Below are 17,138 nucleotides of genomic sequence, written 5' to 3' on the forward strand. Positions count from 1 at the left end.
CCCCTATTCTATCGTTTTCTTATCACTTGGTAATAACCATGAAGTAAGTCCAATTAACGGTAAACAACTACATAATATCATAATGAACTGAAGGCTATATATATCAGCTAACTTTCCTAGTACTACAGCACCTAGAGCACCAAGGCCGAACGCAAGACCTACAATTAGACCTGATACCATCCCTACTTTTCCCGGAACAAGCTCTTGCGCGTATACAACAATTACACTAAAACTACTTGAACTAATAAAACCGATACATAAAAATAAAGGTACGACCCACACAAGTGAGACATGTGGTAATAACAGCGCAAGTGGCGCTGAACCTAACATTGAAAATACGATGATGTTTTTCTTACCAAATCGATCTGCTAACGGTCCCCCGAAGAAAGTGCCTAACACACCAGCAATCATAAATGCGAATACGAAATACTGGGCATTTTTTATAGATAAACCATAATGCTCAATTAAGTAAAATTGATAGAAATTCCCGATACCGGCACCGTACCAAGAGCGCACAAAAGTAAGAAAAACAAGAAGTATAATAACAAATTTAATGTGTGTACTTACAATTGCATTTTCCGCCTCAAGCGCAGCTCTCTTCTTCCTTCTTACAGCGCCGGTTGCTAATTCATTTTTGTACCAATTCGATACGAAAATTAATAATGCAATTCCTACTGCTGCAAATGCTGTAAAACCTAATGAACCAATTTGACCGAGTGGAACGAAAATTAGCGCTGTAAAAATAGGAGCTAAAGAATTCCCCGTGTTTCCCCCAACTTGATAAATCGCTTGCGCTAACCCTCGTTTTGCACCTGCCGCCATATACGCAACACGAGCGCCTTCTGGATGAAAGACTGCGGAACCTAAGCCAATAAATAAAACAGAAATAATAACAATAATAAAGTTTGGTGCAAACGCGAGTCCAATCATTCCAAGCATACTTGAAAACATACCGAGTGGTAATAAAAATGGTGACGGCTTCTTATCTGAATACATACCAAACACCGGTTGCATAATCGATGACGTCATATTTAACGCAAACGCAATCCACCCTACTTGCATATAGGATAAATTCATCGTTTTTTCCAAAATAGGAAACAACGCCGGCACAACTGCTTGCATCGAATCATTTAAAAAATGTCCGAAACTAATCGCAAATAATATTCGATATATTGTCGGTGTTTCTACTGTGTTTTTTTGTGAAACTGCCTGCATATGTGAATCGCTCCTTTCTGTACAAAATATATATTTATTACAGTAGGTGTAATAAATTCTGACTTTTGAAACATTTCTATTCTATACTGCTTTCATTTCTTTTTCCAGAAATATAACTTAACTCCCATCATTGACTTGCATCCTTGTAACTTTCAGCAGTAAAACATTATAGAAAAAGGCAACCCAATCACAAACTGGGTTGCCTCTTACATTAAATTGCAAAACGCTTATACTTCTCATAATCGCTCGTCTTACATTCCACTTCTAGTTTCGTACCTTCATTTTCATAACTCGTTGATAAAACGTGCGCATGATTATTGAAATACGAAACTACCTGTCCGTGATCATACGGAATTAACATTTCACATTTCGTATATTCTTTATAAATATGGGAACGAATCATTTCTACAAGCTCTTCAATTCCAACATGTTTCTTCGCAGATAAATACACGCGGTCTTCTTGTACTTTCGGAATTTCAACATCCACCATATCTGATTTGTTATAAGCATAGATCGTTGGAATATTTTCTACTCCAATTTTCTTTAACGTTTCATTTGTAATATCAATTAATTGTTCATAATTTGGATTTGCGTAATCTACGACGTGAATAAGTAAATCTGCTTCCGCTACTTCTTCTAACGTTGAACGGAACGCCTTCACAAGATGATGTGGTAATTTACTTACAAATCCAACTGTATCTGTTAATAAAAATGATTTATTATCTGGCAAATCAATATTTCGTACAGATGTTTCTAACGTCGCAAATAACATATCTTTTTCAAATACTTGTTTTTCTTCTGTACCATTATAAATTTCAAGCATTGCATTCATCGTCGTTGACTTTCCTGCATTCGTATAACCTACTAATGCTACAACAGGTATTTCATTTTTCTTACGTTGCTTTCGCTGCGTTTGACGCTGGGCAACGAGCGCTTCTAAATCTTTATTCAAAACTGAAATTTGTTCTTCAATTTTACGACGGTCTAACTCTAACTTCTTCTCACCGACACCTTTATTTTTCGTACCAACGCCGCCACTCTGTCTCCCTAACGATTCACGAAGACCGATTAAACGAGGCATCATGTACTGAAGGTGTGCTACTTCTACTTGTAGCTGTGCTTCTTTCGTTTTCGCACGTTGCGCAAAAATATCTAAAATTAAAATGGTACGATCAATTACCTTACAATCTAAATCCTCTTCTAAATTTCGAATTTGTGAAGGAGATAATTCATCATTAAAGATGACCATATTCGCATCTATTTCTTGTACATACGCTGCTACTTCTTCAATCTTTCCTTTTCCGATATAATGCGATGGATTTACTCGTTGTAAATTTTGCGTTACTTGCCCAATTACCTCTACATCACAGGCTTCCGCAAGATTTGTTAACTCTTCCATCGAATATGCAAAATCATCTTCATTACCTACATTTACTCCAACTAAAACTGCTCTTTGTAATACTTCTTCCATATATTTATTCCTCCATTTCGATTACGTAAAATAAAAAACACAGGTCGCTGCCTGTGTTTTCGTAAACGGATAAGGGTTCACCAAAGAAATAGAAGAAAGCTATGCTTTCATCCTATTTTATAGTCAAAAAGTCCCAAGATCGTATACGTATACACAATAAGCGTTCACCTATACAATCCCATTCTATTTATAAAGGCAAAACAAAAAGAGGGCGTATTCGTCCCTCCCTCTTTTTCACATATAAGCTTAATAAAGGGTTCCTTTAAAATAGGCAGACCAATCCCGTTCACTCTGTACACAGACAGAGCCTTTGAGCGCTATTCAATTATTGGCACAAAGTATTGAGACGTAATCTGATTAAGATCAAAGGAAGCCCCTCCGTTCATTTTAAGTTACATAAAGTGTAGCATAAGTAATTCGCTTTCACAAGGTTTAACAACCTATATCACACTAAAGAAAATCGTTATTTTTTTACTTTAATCATCATTTTTTGCGAGTTTTTCTCACAATAAAAATAACAAAAGCAATTATCAATTTTAGAAACTTCTCGTATATTATTTTTACAGCACTCGCCAAATTCCTTCATAGTAAGTTAAGTATTATCGTTTTAATACAACAAAAATCTATATTGACATTTTTATAACCTAATATTAGTATCAGGTTATAAAAATAAAAATTAGGAGATGTTCCTATGCATTCTAAATCTCGTATTACTGCAATTGGTACTTATGTTCCAGATCAAATATTGTCTAATAACGATTTAGAAAAGATGGTCCATACGAATGATGAATGGATTGTACAAAGAACAGGAATGAAGGAAAGAAGAATCGCTAGCGAAGAAGAATATTCCTCAAACTTAGCCATTAAAGCAATTAAAAATTTATGTACAACATATAAGAAAAACTTAGAAGATGTCGACTGTATCATTGTCGCTACTACTACTGCTGATTACGTTTTCCCTAGTGTTGCTTGCCAAATACAACAATACTTCAACATACCTCATACACTAGCTTTTGATTTAAATGCAACTTGTGCTGGTTTTACATATGGACTACACGTCGGTAATAGCTTAATCACTTCTGGATCACATGAAAAAATACTTGTCGTAGCGACAGAGACATTATCTAAAGTTACTGATTATACCGATAGAACGACCTGTATTTTATTCGGTGATGGTGCTGGAGCTATTTTATTAGAAAGAGATGAAGACACCCCAAGCTTTATCGCTGCTCACATGGGAACAAACGGTGATGGCGGCATTCATCTATATAGAACAAACTTATCTACTACTATGAATGGCACACCACTGCAAACAAATGAAAAAATCGTTCAAAATGGAAGAGAAGTATATAAATGGGCAACACGAACAGTGCCAAAAGGCATAAAAAATTTATTACATAACGCAAATATGCAAGGGGATGATATAGACTGGTTCATACCCCACAGCGCTAACTTACGAATGATTGAATCTATTTGCGAAAAATCTCAAATTCCAATACAAAAAACATTAACGAGCGTGGAATATATGGGGAATACCTCTTCAGTCACCATTCCACTCGCTCTAGATTTAGCTATAAAAGAAGGAAAGTTAAATAATGGAGACACACTTTTACTATACGGATTCGGTGGTGGTCTTACACATTTAGGGCTTATTGTAGAGTGGAATTTAATTTAAGTGTATAAAAAGAGGCTCTAGTCAGTAACTAGAACCTCTTTTTCATTTAATTTCTTGCCCCTTTTCGAGACCATATCACAACAGGAATAAGTAATAACGCTAACACGCCTCCAGCCAATGACAATGCCGCATAACTTGAATTCACTACTACCATACCTGACATCGCTCCACCAGAAGCTCCAGCTAGCGCAATAAAAACATCTATTTTCCCTTGTGTTTTAGCACGTGTAGACGGTGTTGTGGAATCAACGATTTGTGCTGTACCACTAATCAATCCGAGGTTCCATCCTAGCCCAAGTAAAGACAAAGCAACGATTAATAGTAATAAAGAATCACTTGGCGCTATCGCAGCTATGACACCCGCTGCAAGTAAAATCACTCCACCAGCTATGCTCATTGTAGTTCGGCCAATTTTATCAATTAACATTCCTGTAACGAGAGATGGAAGATACATTGCACCTACATGAAAACCTATCACAAGTCCTACTGCACTTAAACCGTGACCGTGGTGTCCCATATGAACTGGCGTCATCGTCATAATCGCAACCATCACGATTTGCGTAAGTATCATTACGATTGCTCCAACTGTAATACCTTGTTTATTTTCTTTCGCTTCGTCTGTTATTGGTTGTCCTTTATATGTATGTTCCTGTTTATATCTTTCTATTATATTAGCAATAATTAACGGATCTGGACGAAGCATAACAAAAAGAACTAGACCCGCCAGTATAAATGCTGCTGCCGATAGTATGAACGGACCTGCAAGTTTAGGAACTCCAATTGAATGCGCAAAACTACCCATTACTCCTACTAAATTTGGTCCTGCAACTGCACCGAAAGTCGTCATTACCATCGTAATACTAACAGCCGTTGCTCTCTGCTTCTTATCTGCTAAATCTGTACCTGCATAACGAGCTTGTAGATTCGTGGCTGTACCGGCACCATATATGAGTAAAGAAATAAGTAAAAGAATAATGCTATTCGTTAAAGCTGCCATTACAACACCAATTGCTCCAAATCCACCTACTATAAACCCTGTTGCAAGACCTATCCGGCGTCCATATCGTTGCGAAAGCTTCCCTACTATGAAAGCTGCTAATGCTGATCCCAATGTAAACATAGCAGTTGGTAATCCTGCAAATGCATCTGTTCCAAGCATTTGCTGCGCAAGAAGTGCTCCCACTGTAATACCAGCAGCTAGTCCTGCACCGCCAAACATTTGTGAAATGCTGACGATTATTAACGTTCGTTTGTATAGTTTTTGTTGCTCTTCTTCTGTGTACACATGATTATCTATTAAAGCCCCTGCCTTATCTAGCAATTCCCCATCCTCCTTTTAAAATTAATCCCTCTTGTTAATGTACTATGTATAACGTTACATATTCAATGGCATTTTCCATTCATCCCTTTCATTCTAAAAAACTTTCTAATCATACTCGACTTATCCCATGCTATATTAAAAATACTACTATTCACAATATGCAAGGAGAAAACAATGAAAAAAACAGGCTAATAGCAGCCTGTTTTTCTTTACGCATCTTCTACTAATCTTCCCCTTCTCTTTTTACTTAAAGCTTTTCCTTCCCAAAACAACAAACTTACGAAAGCACAAATTAAAATAATTGGCACACTTGCTTTATATAAATCTGTAAAACTCATAGCCATCTGATTCTTGGCATAATGATTCACATCATTCGAGAATGTGAGTACCTCTTTCTTTATACTTTCCTCTTGTTTTTCAACTTCTTTTGTCACTTGCCTCATAACTTCTTCTCTTTTTACATCCCTATATTCTACTGGAACTTTTCTTAATATTTCATCCGTCTTGTCGCGAATCAATTCTTCCTTTTTCTCTTTACTTAATCCCATTGTCATTGCATTTTGTTTCTTATTTATATTCGACTCTAAACTTTGATTCTCTATTTTTTCTTTAGTCATTTGTAAAATTTCAGTTTGCTCAGTACTATTCACATGAATATTCCGCACCTTTTCTTCTGCATAATGATATACTTTTTCTTTATTTATAGTTAAATTATGAGTTAAGTTAGAGACAAATATTGCGACCGCCAATACAATTCCAACCTGTCGTAACATTGATACAACACTTTGAGAAGCAGTTAATAATTCTCCTTCAAACGAAGACGCACTTAAAACTGTAATTGGCCCCACTACTAAGCCATATCCGACACCTAATATCATACATGGAATAATAATTTCTATATTTGTTGAATGAACATCAATCATTTGCAACCAATAGTAGGAAAGCCCCATAACAAGAAATCCTGACAAAATAATAGTTACTTTTCCGAGTTTTTTAATTAAAGTTGCTGCAACTGGTGAGATAAAAAATATCATCGCTGAAATAGGTGTCACTAAAAAAGCCGCTTCAATTTCCGTTCGACCTTGTAGTTTCGTCAAGAACGTTGGAAGCAATACAGTAACTCCAATTAAAAATAAATTACTCAATATAACAACGCTTGACGCTCCGACAAACATTCGATCTTGAAATAACTTTAAATTCACCATTGGGTTATGAATCTTTCGTTCTACTAAAATAAATAGAATAAGAGAAATAGTGCTAATTGCATAACAAGACAAAGCAATATTACTTTGCCATCCCCATGTATTACCTTTTACTAATATGAGAGTAAATGAAAAAATTGCTGTGCTACTTAATAGTAGTCCTATCCAATCTATTTTTGAGATAATACGTTCTTCATTTTTTATTTGTAGCATGATGCAACATAACACGATTCCTATTATACAAACCGGAACATTAACGAAGAACACCCATCTCCATCCTAAATTTTGCGTAATAATTCCACCTATTACTGGCCCCATAGCAGCTGACAATCCTTGTGTTACTCCTAAAATTGCAAGTGCAACATGCCTTTTAGCTAACGGCATAGCTGATACACCAATTACCATACTTGTTGGAAATAAAATTGCTGCCCCAATACTTTGTATAAAACGAGAAAAAATAAGAAAATCACCTGTATTAGCAAAAGCGCAAAGTACCGATCCACCCCCAAAAATCACCAGACCAAGAATATACATCTTTGCTTTTCCAAAGATATCAGCTATCCGCCCTAACGGAATGGCAAGTACTGCAATCGTCATTGTATAAACATTTAATACCCAAGACATCTTTTCTAATGAAGTATTTACACTCGATTGTATTGCCGGTAAAGCTATATTCATAATTGTCGTATCAATCATACAAAGAAAGATACCTAGACACATTAAAAAGACAATCTTAATACCCTTTGATTGCTCCATCTTTATATACCCCTTTATTTATTGTGAATGCGTTTTTCATTCTTCTGTTTTATTGTTTTCTTTCGCCTCTAACTCTTCTAATTTTTTCTTCAAAGTCTCCACTTGTGCACTATACGATGCAATACCTACATCTAGTGAAATTTCTTCGACGAAAGTAATACCTATTCTCCACTTTTCATATTTCAATCGAAGATCTGCAATGTACGCTTCTTTTCTTTCAATTTCATCTTTAATCCATTTTTTTATTGTTACATCATCACTATAGTTGCCAAAATACATTCTCATTAAAAAATCCGAACGTAAAACATCCTTCTCTATAGGCGTCTGCATGTATTGATAAAATTCTTCACGCCCCTCATCTGTAATAAAGTACATTTTCTTATTCGGTTTTCCCTCTTGCATGACAACCTCTTTTTTTATTTTCCCTTCATTCTCCAATTGCCGTAATGTTGGATAAATCATTCCAAAACTTCCATCAAAAAAATGAGTAAATACGTCTTCAAACACAATTTTAATATCGTAACCAGACAATTCCTTTTCCATTAATAAACCTAAAACAACATCTCTTCCCTTCAAAGTAAAACCCCCACATAGTATATAATCAATAATCATATTAACATTGTTAATATGATTATTGATTATATACCTTATTCTGTTAATTGTAAAATGTTTCTAACTAAAAAAGCCCCATAATTTGGTTTCACCAATTCACAGGGCCATTTTCTTATTTACTCTTTAACACCTACACCTTGCAAAACTTCAATATCCTCTTTCATTTCATAATAATAAGAAGGCAATTCTATACCATGTTCTAAGAAATAATCCTCAATGAATGAAATAATAATTTTTAACGTTTTCACACGAGCATACAATTTATCGTTACTTTCAATAATATGCCACTTTGCATTTGGCTTACTTGTTTTTTCAAACATGTCTTCCATTGCTTCAACATACTCATCCCATTTTTCACGATTACGCCAATCTTCGTCTGTAATTTTCCATCTTTTCAAAGGATTTTTCTCTCTATCTTTAAATCTCTTTAACTGTTCCTCTTTACTTATATGGTAGAAGAACTTCCCTATTATGTAATGGTCATCTGTTAGTAGTTTTTCAAAATCATTAATCTCATCATATGCTCTCATCCACTCTTCCTTTGTAGCAAATCCTTCAACACGCTCAACTAACACACGACCGTACCATGAGCGATCAAAAATGGTGATTTGCCCGTACTGTGGAATTTTGCGCCAGAAACGTTGCAAATAATGGTAACGTTTCTCATGAGGTGCAGGCGCTCCAATTGGATTTACTTGGAACCCACGCGGGTCAAGATGTTCCGTCACCCGCTTAATTGCCCCACCTTTACCAGCCGCATCCCATCCTTCCATAACAAGCATAACCGCGATTTTTTCTTCTTTCAAAATTTGCTGTAATGCTAATAAGCGCCTTTGATATTTTTCTAATTTCTTATTGTACTTAGATTTTGATTCAATTTTTTTCGTTAAGTCTACTTTAGCAAGATGTCCATTTTCCATAAAACAAATCCCCCTTGTTGTATGACAATGTTATTTTAACATATTTTTGGTAATTTTTTCATATCCTAAAAAAACTGTGTAGAAACATCTCTACACAGCTTCCTTCTCTAATTTCACATATATAAGCACATTTAACTACATTAAAATAAATAATTTATACTGAATTCTTAGTATATTCTTTTTATTAAAACGTAAAAATAGTCCTTTTAAAAAGGGCAGCAATCTAAGTATAGAAAAACAAATTTATTCTTTTTTACTACATACGTAATTATGCCGGCTATAAGAGTATTGAATAAGATATTGATTCACTACTCTTATAGCCACTTTACATTATATGGTATATTTACTCGTAAAAAGAAGATAATAACAAGTAAATCCATTAAAGAATGGGAGCTCTAAAAAAATGAAACGAAAAATATTAACTCTCTTTACACTTTTATGCTTAGCACTACCAATACAAGCTAGTGCTTACACATTTCAGTCACTACCGATTGCGTCAAAGTCTAAACAATGGTATGTCGAAATTGATAAATCTCATAACTCAAACAAGCAAGCAATCCAGCCAAAGCAAGGTGTATTTGATACGTATAGTTTACTCGTAAAAAACATCGGTCATGATGTATCAAACGTATCTGTGGAAATACTTGATAACAACCCTACCTCTAAAGCTACCTTTAAACCTACTACACCTAATGAAAATATTTCTAAAAGTCATACAAGCTTTGACTACATGGTATTCCCATTAGACTTTAATAGTCATAATTTTAAAGTTGTAATCACTTGGGAAGAAAAGAATTTCTCTTACAATGGCCATCCGGTAAATGAAGGTAAAAAAATGAAACAAACATTTGTATTTAATGAAGACTAAGTCCTAATTTCTTTAGGGCTTAGTCTTCTTTTTTGAAACCTGCTTGTATCGCTTCCGTCACTTCTTTTGTGATTTCTAATTTTGTTGTGCCAAATATGTACGGACAGTTTTTCATTACAAAGGTGTTTTATTAATACTAGTTGATTATATGCTAAGTTATTTTCTATATAGGTCTAGCCCTCTTTTCCCATATAATCAATTAAATCGACGAATACTCGGTACAGACAATGCTATTCCAATTGTTAAAATTACTAAACTAGCTAGTGTTATAATAGTTATTTCGCCACCTATGACAGTAGCTAACCAGCCTACAACTACATACCCTAATGGCAATAAAGCAAAAGAACCCAACATATCAAGGCTTGCCACTCTTCCGAATGCTTCTTCTGGTACAAGCTCCTGTAAACTCGTTTCCCAAATGAGTCCAAATATCATCATGCCAAATCCTTCAATTGCCATTAAGAATATTAAAGCGGGTGCCCAAGAAATGAATGGCATAATTAATAAAGCAATGCCACTCATTAAAACACCTCCATAAGCCAATAATCCTCTCTTATGCCACCGCTCTTTCCCACCAAATATTACTGCGGCAATTATAGCCCCACCACCAGAAAAGGCCATGCCAAGCCCATACACGTAAGCTTCAAAATGATGATGAACATTAAATAACCATGGAATTAATACGACGATAATGCCGGCATAACAAATATTTATAAAAGAAAAAACTAAAATTGTAATCCACAGCCACGGATGACTTTTTAAAACTAAAACACCTTCCATAAACTCTTGTTTGTAAGTAAGCTTACTCTTTTCAATGGGTTTTACTTTTTTAAACTTAATTTCTTTTAAAAATAATAAACATAAAAATGATAATAAGTACGTTGCTGCATCTAGTCCGAAACCTATCCCTGCAGATGCAACCGATACGATTAATCCACCAAGTGCTGGCCCAATCAATCGTATACCTTGATTACTCATTTGAGTGAGTGCGTTAGCTGCATTACGAATTTCAGGAACGAATACTTTCGCCCTTACAGCAGAATATGCTGGTTGGAATATCCCTTCCATAAGTCCGTATATGGCTACGAGAATATATAAAATCGTAATTGTTAATAAATCCATAAATATAAGCGATGCAAGTAATAGCATTAATATACAGCGGATTATATCCGTAAATAACATTAATTTAACCCGATCAATTCGGTCTACAACTAAACCTGCAAACGGTAAAGCAAGAATATTAGGTAGCATGTACATTGCCATCGTCATCCCCATTACAACTGTTGAGCCAGTTAATGAATACACAACAACTGGAAGTATGACCATAGTTATCGAACTACCTAAGGCCGAGAGTAATTGTCCAATCCATAAAAACTTAAAGTGCGTTGATACTTTAACTGGTAATAATAATTTTCCAATATAACTTAAACTTTTCTCCTTTTGTATTTCCCCTTGCATGTCTCTCTCCTCTTTTCAAATGACTATAGAATACATAATATACGACTGAAAATTCATAATATTATATTCCCAATTATATAAGAAACCATTATGTTATGGTAAAATTATCAAAAAAATATAAAGGAGAATGCATCATTATGCCTCCAAATTCACATAACATCGAACACCAAATCTATACAATGTGTATGATCCAGCGCAACAATGAAGTTTTACTCGTAAAACGACCCAATCATCGAGGTTTCCCTGGCTACATAGCTCCTGGCGGCAAAGTAGATTTTCCCGAAAGTATCGTTCAAGCCGCTATAAGGGAAGTAAAAGAAGAAACCGGATTACTTGTTTCGGATTTAAATTTTAAGGGATTAGATGAATATGTAAATCCGAAAGGGAATGTTCGGTACATGGTATTTAACTACTGGACAGACTCATTTGAAGGTGAACTTCTTTTAAACCCACCTGAGGGCAAATTATTATGGATACCAATCGATACAGCACTAAAGCTTCCTATGCAAGATTGGTTTAAAGAAAGATTCCCATTATTTTTTGAAAAAGGCACCTTTGAAATTCAACGTGTTTGGGATAATGAGCTAGATAAACAAGTTGCTATAACAATTACACATACGTAAAAAAGCTTGGAATCTCTCCAAGCTTTTCTTACTTCTCCTGTACTTTCTTAATCTTATAATCAATTTCTAAAAACTTAACTCCAAATATCCACATTCTATGATTAGCTTCTAGTATGTGATTCGTGCGCTCTTTTATAATAAAAGTCTCTGCTAACGGTAAACGGATTGTCAAGAACCGAGTATGTAAATAAATCCCCTCATCTCCCTGACCATTTTCTCTTAACTTACTAGTAATAATTAAATCATGACTATCATTATATAGTTTCAAAATACCAGTCATATTCGAATAAGGTAAAGGTAAGGCGATATTCATATATGTCTCATTCTTATTTGTATGCTTTGAATAAAGAGCTACAAAAATAGATTTACCTGCTTCATTTTTTCTTAGCCAAGCCCTTACATTCTCTCTTCCATCTTTCTCATCTATGACACTAATGATAGAGCCATGCATCGTTTCCCAATTGCCGCCCATTCCTAAATGTATTTGTTCTACACGCTTACTCATTTTCTCATAGCAAAGTGCGAACGGACGGAACCAACGAGCCCATTTAATATTCGATTGCAATTCATACTCTGCTGTATTTTCATAAAAATGAATCATACTTAAAGGAACCTTCGTCAAATCAAATGCCTCACTATGAAAGTCATTTACTTTATCGACTAAACCGTTGTATTCCTTACTGTCTACTAAATTGCTGCTATATAAATAAGCCTCACCAATTGCCACATTTCCTCTTAACTTACTCATTGGTTTCCCATAGTATTTATAATTCGGAACACTCTTTTCAATCACCCAGCCGATAAATGCCGGTAAAGCTACTCCAATTCCGTTGACAACACCATGAATCCAAACCATTTGAGCAATTGTAATCGTCATTACATGCTTCAAATTTCCATATGAATATATAAGTGAGAACATAATTGTAACCATGAGTGTACTAGACGAAACGATTAGAAGAATCTTTGCACTGATAGCATTAAATTTTGCTCTCCAAACGTAAAATCCATACCCATAAATTGCACATAAATATAGGAACACTGCAAAAAATTCAAATATTCTTGAGTATGTAATTCCTATTGCAACTGTCATAGGTGAAATCATGATGATAAACATAATAGCATCATACACTTTACTTCTCTTTTCTCTTTTTCTCCCTATTAAACCAGCTGATAATGGCAATAGAAACGCCGAATAATGAAAATGTGCAGCTGTGAGTAAAACAATGTCAGAGCTAAAATGCATAATTGAAAGTTTTGCTACTGAAGCAGAAAACCAAAAACCACCTAAAAACAAATAAATAAACGCACTATCTATGGCGATCTCTTCTAACGGCTTCCATCCTCTTTCTAGCAATCTACTTACACCAAATAACGCAACAATTCCTGTATATACAAACCAAACTAGCGCAAATAAATAGTGATTTGTGACGAAAGCTAGCATTGCACAAATTGCTGCGATTGGATATAAAAATGATACGGATTTATAAAATAATAATTGCGATCCATCTCTTTTTCTTTTATCAATAATACAAAATGACATTGGTATAAATAATAAAACAGATAATAATATAATTGCTTCAACAGGATTTATATTCGACCACTCACATATTAGAAAAACAACATAACAAGCAAGCCCAAATATTATATTTTTCATATCGTCTATTCCCTTTCCACAAATGTTCCCTTATATGAAAAAAGCGAACCAATTAACGGGTTTCGTACTTGTACATGAATTCGAAAACATTGTAGTGTTTCATCATAACTTTCAACAATTTTTGCCTCACCATACAAAAATTTTGGTAACGGCATTTTTCTTCCAAACATATAAAACCATTGTTTCTTTGAAGAAATATGCATTGCCCCTAACTCATCGATATGAAAATGCAGTGTAGAAACGAGTAAATGTGGTTCACCAAAATAATCTACAATTTCATTTTCGTTTTCATCAAACTGCATAACTGCATTAAAATATCTTTTCTTATTATGAAAATAAAAAGTACGGTTCCACCTTACTAATTCTTGTCCATATTCATCTCGCTCAGCTATGTTTTGTATCGTAAATGGAATTTCCTCTCCTCGTTCCGAGAAAAACATTCGAAACTTCGATGCAATTTTCAATATAAATTTCACGAAAAAAGAGCCACCGTAAATTTCATCCATCTTTCCTTCCCCTGTAAAACTATTCTCTTCTGTAATCGCATAACGCTTCTGCAATTCAGGATGAAGATTTTTATAGGTATCCCCTAATAATCGTTCATACATATTAGCCATATACTTATCCCTTTCTCGCCCTCTTGCAATTTTTCGCGCTTGGTAAATCGAAACTATTTATATAACCGACAATTGATAACCCCATTAAAAGAACATTTAATGTAATCGGATTAAACGGTCCTGTAAAGCTTGCGATATTCGTAAATCCTGCCGCTAACGTTAAAACTAGTAATACAATAATATGCAGTATAAATAATTTTCGTTTTGTTAGTGGCAACAGCCATACGACACCGAAAATTATTTCTAACCCCCCAATTATTTTAAGTATACATACACTACTTTCATTTGAACCGATTAATAAAGAAAGCATCTTTACTTCTTCTGAATGAGTAAACAGTAGTTTTGGCACTATCCCTTGATATATCCATACAAAAGCAAATAAAGAACATACGAGCCAATACGTCATTGTTCTTCTAATTAGTAACCTAGGATGAAGCCCCTTTTCTAACCATAATTTTAAGGCATCAAAACTCCAAGCAGTCGCCCAACCTAATAACGGACGAAAAATATAGGAATCTATCACATTTCCTATACGACCAAATCTTGTATCATAATCATATTGTGTCTCAAAATGGATGTATTCTTTATTGGGCGTATACTTCCAATAACCACGTCCTATTTGAATAAGAGATAATGTATTATCCGTCCAAAATTTTAAAGAAGAAATTCTTTCACCAGTTTCTTTTCTTATTTCACCTATTGATTCCCCTTCTCCAACTATTTCAAGCCCAAATCCAATCTTTGTTTTATACAAAAACTTCTGTGGTTCCCCTTCTTTTTTCTCTAAATACGAAATTTCAGTAAAGCGAGCATCCCACTCTGTATGTATATCTGGTTCTTGCGTATATTCCCATAATTTTTCCATCGTCGTGTTCATTTTTGTCGCAACATAAATAGGCTGTTTCCTTTTCATTCTCCCCACCTCCTATGCACTATAACTTTAATGTACATGCAATGAATTTATTTTGCTACATTTTTCACAAACTTCCTCAGAAAAAAGAAAGAATTTTTAAAATATATATAAAACACTTGATTCCACGAAAAATTTAAATTATTATAAAACAAATGTTACCAACAACTTCATAAATCAAACACTCTCGCCTAAAACGTGAGATAGAGGTTGCGATACTTATGAGTATTCTAATGGAGACACAGAGATGTCTATGAACTTAGATGAAAGGAAGTATTGCCGAAATTGATAAATTTCTCTGCATTTATCAATTGGGGCTGTTTTCGAATAGAAACAGAACTGTCATATGTACAGACGTGTACGTATGAAGAGCTATCTACAAAAAAGAGATATCATTTTTTTATGATATTCCTTTTTTGGCGGTTTTTTTTATTAGCTCCGTTTTCTGTTTCCCTTTTCCTGTAACAGCACCATCCTCACTTATTTGAGATGGTGTTTTTTGTTTGTCTTTCTGGTAACTACAGGAGTATTGGGATTTATATATTTCCTAATCTATTCTTAAAAATAGACGAAAGAAGGAATTTGTAATGGAAACAATTGTTCAAAAATTTGGTGGCACTTCTGTCGGAAGCGTCGAACGCATTCAACATGTAGCAAATTTAATTATTGAAGAATATGAACGAGGTCATAGCATTGTCTCTGTCGTTTCAGCAATGGGAAAAAGCACAGATGAACTTGTCGCACTCGCTAACGCTATCACAGAAAATCCAAGTAAACGTGAAATGGATATGCTTCTATCTACAGGAGAACAAGTAACTATTTCATTATTAACAATGGCACTGCAAGCAAAAGGCTATCATGCAATTTCATTAACAGGGTGGCAAGCAGGTATTACGACAGAATCTGTACATAGTAGTGCACGGATTACTGACATTCATACAGATCGTATTCAATCTTATCTTGCTGAAGGTACGATTGTTATCGTAGCTGGTTTCCAAGGTATAAGTGTAGAAAATGAAATTACAACGCTTGGCCGTGGTGGCTCTGATACGACTGCTGTCGCATTAGCTGCTGCACTTAAAGCAAAAAAATGTGATATTTATACGGATGTGACAGGTGTATATACGACGGACCCACGAGTTGTAAAAGATGCTTACAAATTAGACGAAATTTCTTATGACGAAATGTTAGAGCTTGCTAATCTCGGTGCTGGCGTATTACACCCGCGCGCTGTTGAGTTTGCTAAAAATCATAATGTAGTTTTAGAAGTTCGCTCAAGTATGGAACAAAAAAACGGAACAATTGTAAAAGGAGAATGTAACATGGAACAACAATCAATCGTTAAAGGTATTGCATTTGAGGATAACATTACACGTGTCACAATTAAAGGATTAGAACAAGGCTCGCTTTCAACAGTTTTCTCTACATTAGCAGCAGCACACATTAATGTAGATATCATCATTCAAAGTATTACAAATGAAGGAACTGTACACCTCTCCTTCTCCATTCATTCGAATGATTTAAGAGAAACTTTAGAAGTTTTGGAACAAAATCAAGAAACTCTTCACTATGAATCTGTAGAACATGAAAATCACTTAGCAAAAGTATCAATCGTAGGATCTGGCATGGTATCTAACCCAGGTGTCGCTGCAAATATGTTCACTACTTTAAAAGAAGAAGATATTCATATTAAAATGGTAAGTACATCAGAAATTAAAGTGTCTGTCGTTATTGACCGCCTTCATTTAGTAACAGGCGTTGAGGCGCTGCATCAATCATTTATGGCGAAAATTGAGCCTTTCGTGCAAATGAGCTAATCTGATATATTTAGTAATG

Annotated in this window: 14 protein-coding genes and 1 riboswitch; of the genes, 4 read left to right on the forward strand and 10 right to left on the reverse strand. The window is 34.7% G+C overall.

The genetic code is table 11. The features are described 5' to 3' along the window. Window positions 1-3 precede the first annotated feature (3 nt). Together ACTFR8_RS05350 and hflX are read right to left on the reverse strand one after the other, a co-directional pair. Window positions 4-1,215, reverse strand: a complete 1,212-nt coding sequence (locus ACTFR8_RS05350; protein WP_001149411.1) for an MFS transporter — start codon at window positions 1,213-1,215, stop codon at window positions 4-6. Between the two features lie 211 nt (window positions 1,216-1,426). Continuing rightward, entirely contained in the window at window positions 1,427-2,686 is a 1,260-nt protein-coding gene (gene hflX, locus ACTFR8_RS05355; RefSeq protein ID WP_000393280.1) for a GTPase HflX, read from the reverse strand. Between the two features lie 691 nt (window positions 2,687-3,377). Here hflX and ACTFR8_RS05360 point away from each other — a divergent pair. Beyond that, window positions 3,378-4,361 carry a ketoacyl-ACP synthase III gene (locus ACTFR8_RS05360; RefSeq protein ID WP_000555756.1) on the forward strand — a complete coding sequence of 328 codons (984 nt, stop codon included), beginning with the start codon at window positions 3,378-3,380 and terminating at the stop codon, window positions 4,359-4,361. A 46-nt stretch (window positions 4,362-4,407) separates the two neighbouring features. Here ACTFR8_RS05360 and ACTFR8_RS05365 read toward each other — a convergent pair whose 3' ends face one another. The 4 genes from ACTFR8_RS05365 to ACTFR8_RS05380 all read right to left on the reverse strand — a co-directional run bounded on the left by ACTFR8_RS05365 (window position 4,408) and on the right by ACTFR8_RS05380 (window position 9,172). Then, on the reverse strand, window positions 4,408-5,682 hold the full coding sequence (locus ACTFR8_RS05365) for an MFS transporter (protein ID WP_000884509.1): 1,275 nt from the start codon (window positions 5,680-5,682) through the stop codon (window positions 4,408-4,410). Between the two features lie 209 nt (window positions 5,683-5,891). Continuing rightward, window positions 5,892-7,640, reverse strand: coding sequence for an MDR family MFS transporter (locus ACTFR8_RS05370; protein WP_000438115.1), 1,749 nt, complete (start codon window positions 7,638-7,640; stop codon window positions 5,892-5,894). Window positions 7,641-7,676: 36 nt separating this feature from the next. Beyond that, window positions 7,677-8,216 carry a PadR family transcriptional regulator gene (locus ACTFR8_RS05375; RefSeq protein ID WP_000678329.1) on the reverse strand — a complete coding sequence of 180 codons (540 nt, stop codon included), beginning with the start codon at window positions 8,214-8,216 and terminating at the stop codon, window positions 7,677-7,679. 152 nt (window positions 8,217-8,368) lie between these two features. Next, the gene (locus tag ACTFR8_RS05380) at window positions 8,369-9,172 is read right to left on the reverse strand and encodes a polyphosphate kinase 2 family protein (protein WP_000427320.1); all 804 of its coding nucleotides are present in this window, start codon (window positions 9,170-9,172) and stop codon (window positions 8,369-8,371) included. A gap of 403 nt (window positions 9,173-9,575) precedes the next feature. Here ACTFR8_RS05380 and ACTFR8_RS05385 point away from each other — a divergent pair, with 403 nt between their 5' ends. Continuing rightward, window positions 9,576-10,040 carry a hypothetical protein gene (locus ACTFR8_RS05385; protein WP_000823343.1) on the forward strand — a complete coding sequence of 155 codons (465 nt, stop codon included), beginning with the start codon at window positions 9,576-9,578 and terminating at the stop codon, window positions 10,038-10,040. Window positions 10,041-10,235: 195 nt separating this feature from the next. Here the strand turns inward: ACTFR8_RS05385 and ACTFR8_RS05390 are convergent, their stop codons facing one another. Then, window positions 10,236-11,498 carry an MFS transporter gene (locus ACTFR8_RS05390; protein ID WP_001161173.1) on the reverse strand — a complete coding sequence of 421 codons (1,263 nt, stop codon included), beginning with the start codon at window positions 11,496-11,498 and terminating at the stop codon, window positions 10,236-10,238. A gap of 137 nt (window positions 11,499-11,635) precedes the next feature. On the opposite strand from ACTFR8_RS05390, the gene ACTFR8_RS05395 reads away from it, so the two are divergent. Continuing rightward, window positions 11,636-12,121 carry an 8-oxo-dGTP diphosphatase gene (locus ACTFR8_RS05395; protein WP_001134949.1) on the forward strand — a complete coding sequence of 162 codons (486 nt, stop codon included), beginning with the start codon at window positions 11,636-11,638 and terminating at the stop codon, window positions 12,119-12,121. A 28-nt stretch (window positions 12,122-12,149) separates the two neighbouring features. Here ACTFR8_RS05395 and ACTFR8_RS05400 read toward each other — a convergent pair whose 3' ends face one another. From ACTFR8_RS05400 to ACTFR8_RS05410, 3 genes are read right to left on the reverse strand one after another with little or no spacing between them, the layout of a single operon-like run. Further along, window positions 12,150-13,775, reverse strand: coding sequence for a YndJ family protein (locus ACTFR8_RS05400; RefSeq protein ID WP_000789375.1), 1,626 nt, complete (start codon window positions 13,773-13,775; stop codon window positions 12,150-12,152). 5 nt (window positions 13,776-13,780) lie between these two features. Beyond that, window positions 13,781-14,392: a DUF4166 domain-containing protein gene (locus ACTFR8_RS05405; RefSeq protein ID WP_000002647.1), complete on the reverse strand. Its 612-nt coding sequence runs from the start codon at window positions 14,390-14,392 to the stop codon at window positions 13,781-13,783. Window positions 14,393-14,396: 4 nt separating this feature from the next. Then, window positions 14,397-15,305, reverse strand: coding sequence for a DoxX-like family protein (locus tag ACTFR8_RS05410; RefSeq protein ID WP_000823948.1), 909 nt, complete (start codon window positions 15,303-15,305; stop codon window positions 14,397-14,399). 193 nt (window positions 15,306-15,498) lie between these two features. Beyond that, a riboswitch (Lysine riboswitch) is annotated at window positions 15,499-15,685 on the forward strand. A gap of 204 nt (window positions 15,686-15,889) precedes the next feature. Between ACTFR8_RS05410 and ACTFR8_RS05415 the strand changes: the two genes are divergently transcribed. Further along, window positions 15,890-17,119 carry an aspartate kinase gene (locus ACTFR8_RS05415; protein WP_000448035.1) on the forward strand — a complete coding sequence of 410 codons (1,230 nt, stop codon included), beginning with the start codon at window positions 15,890-15,892 and terminating at the stop codon, window positions 17,117-17,119. Window positions 17,120-17,138 lie beyond the last annotated feature (19 nt).

The sequence above is a fragment of the Bacillus cereus group sp. MYBK15-3 genome, from assembly GCF_051916765.1.
Classification (GTDB): domain Bacteria; phylum Bacillota; class Bacilli; order Bacillales; family Bacillaceae_G; genus Bacillus_A; species Bacillus_A cereus.

What these genes read in the sequence shown, in the direction of transcription:
- ACTFR8_RS05350 (WP_001149411.1), bottom strand. Translation starts at nt 1,215, where the DNA reads ATGCAGGCAGTTTCACAAAAAAACACAGTAGAAACACCGACAATATAT.
- hflX (WP_000393280.1), bottom strand. Translation starts at nt 2,686, where the DNA reads ATGGAAGAAGTATTACAAAGAGCAGTTTTAGTTGGAGTAAATGTAGGT.
- ACTFR8_RS05360 (WP_000555756.1), top strand. Translation starts at nt 3,378, where the DNA reads ATGCATTCTAAATCTCGTATTACTGCAATTGGTACTTATGTTCCAGAT.
- ACTFR8_RS05370 (WP_000438115.1), bottom strand. Translation starts at nt 7,640, where the DNA reads ATGGAGCAATCAAAGGGTATTAAGATTGTCTTTTTAATGTGTCTAGGT.
- ACTFR8_RS05380 (WP_000427320.1), bottom strand. Translation starts at nt 9,172, where the DNA reads ATGGAAAATGGACATCTTGCTAAAGTAGACTTAACGAAAAAAATTGAA.
- ACTFR8_RS05385 (WP_000823343.1), top strand. Translation starts at nt 9,576, where the DNA reads ATGAAACGAAAAATATTAACTCTCTTTACACTTTTATGCTTAGCACTA.
- ACTFR8_RS05390 (WP_001161173.1), bottom strand. Translation starts at nt 11,498, where the DNA reads ATGCAAGGGGAAATACAAAAGGAGAAAAGTTTAAGTTATATTGGAAAA.
- ACTFR8_RS05395 (WP_001134949.1), top strand. Translation starts at nt 11,636, where the DNA reads ATGCCTCCAAATTCACATAACATCGAACACCAAATCTATACAATGTGT.
- ACTFR8_RS05400 (WP_000789375.1), bottom strand. Translation starts at nt 13,775, where the DNA reads ATGAAAAATATAATATTTGGGCTTGCTTGTTATGTTGTTTTTCTAATA.
- ACTFR8_RS05405 (WP_000002647.1), bottom strand. Translation starts at nt 14,392, where the DNA reads ATGGCTAATATGTATGAACGATTATTAGGGGATACCTATAAAAATCTT.
- ACTFR8_RS05410 (WP_000823948.1), bottom strand. Translation starts at nt 15,305, where the DNA reads ATGAAAAGGAAACAGCCTATTTATGTTGCGACAAAAATGAACACGACG.
- ACTFR8_RS05415 (WP_000448035.1), top strand. Translation starts at nt 15,890, where the DNA reads ATGGAAACAATTGTTCAAAAATTTGGTGGCACTTCTGTCGGAAGCGTC.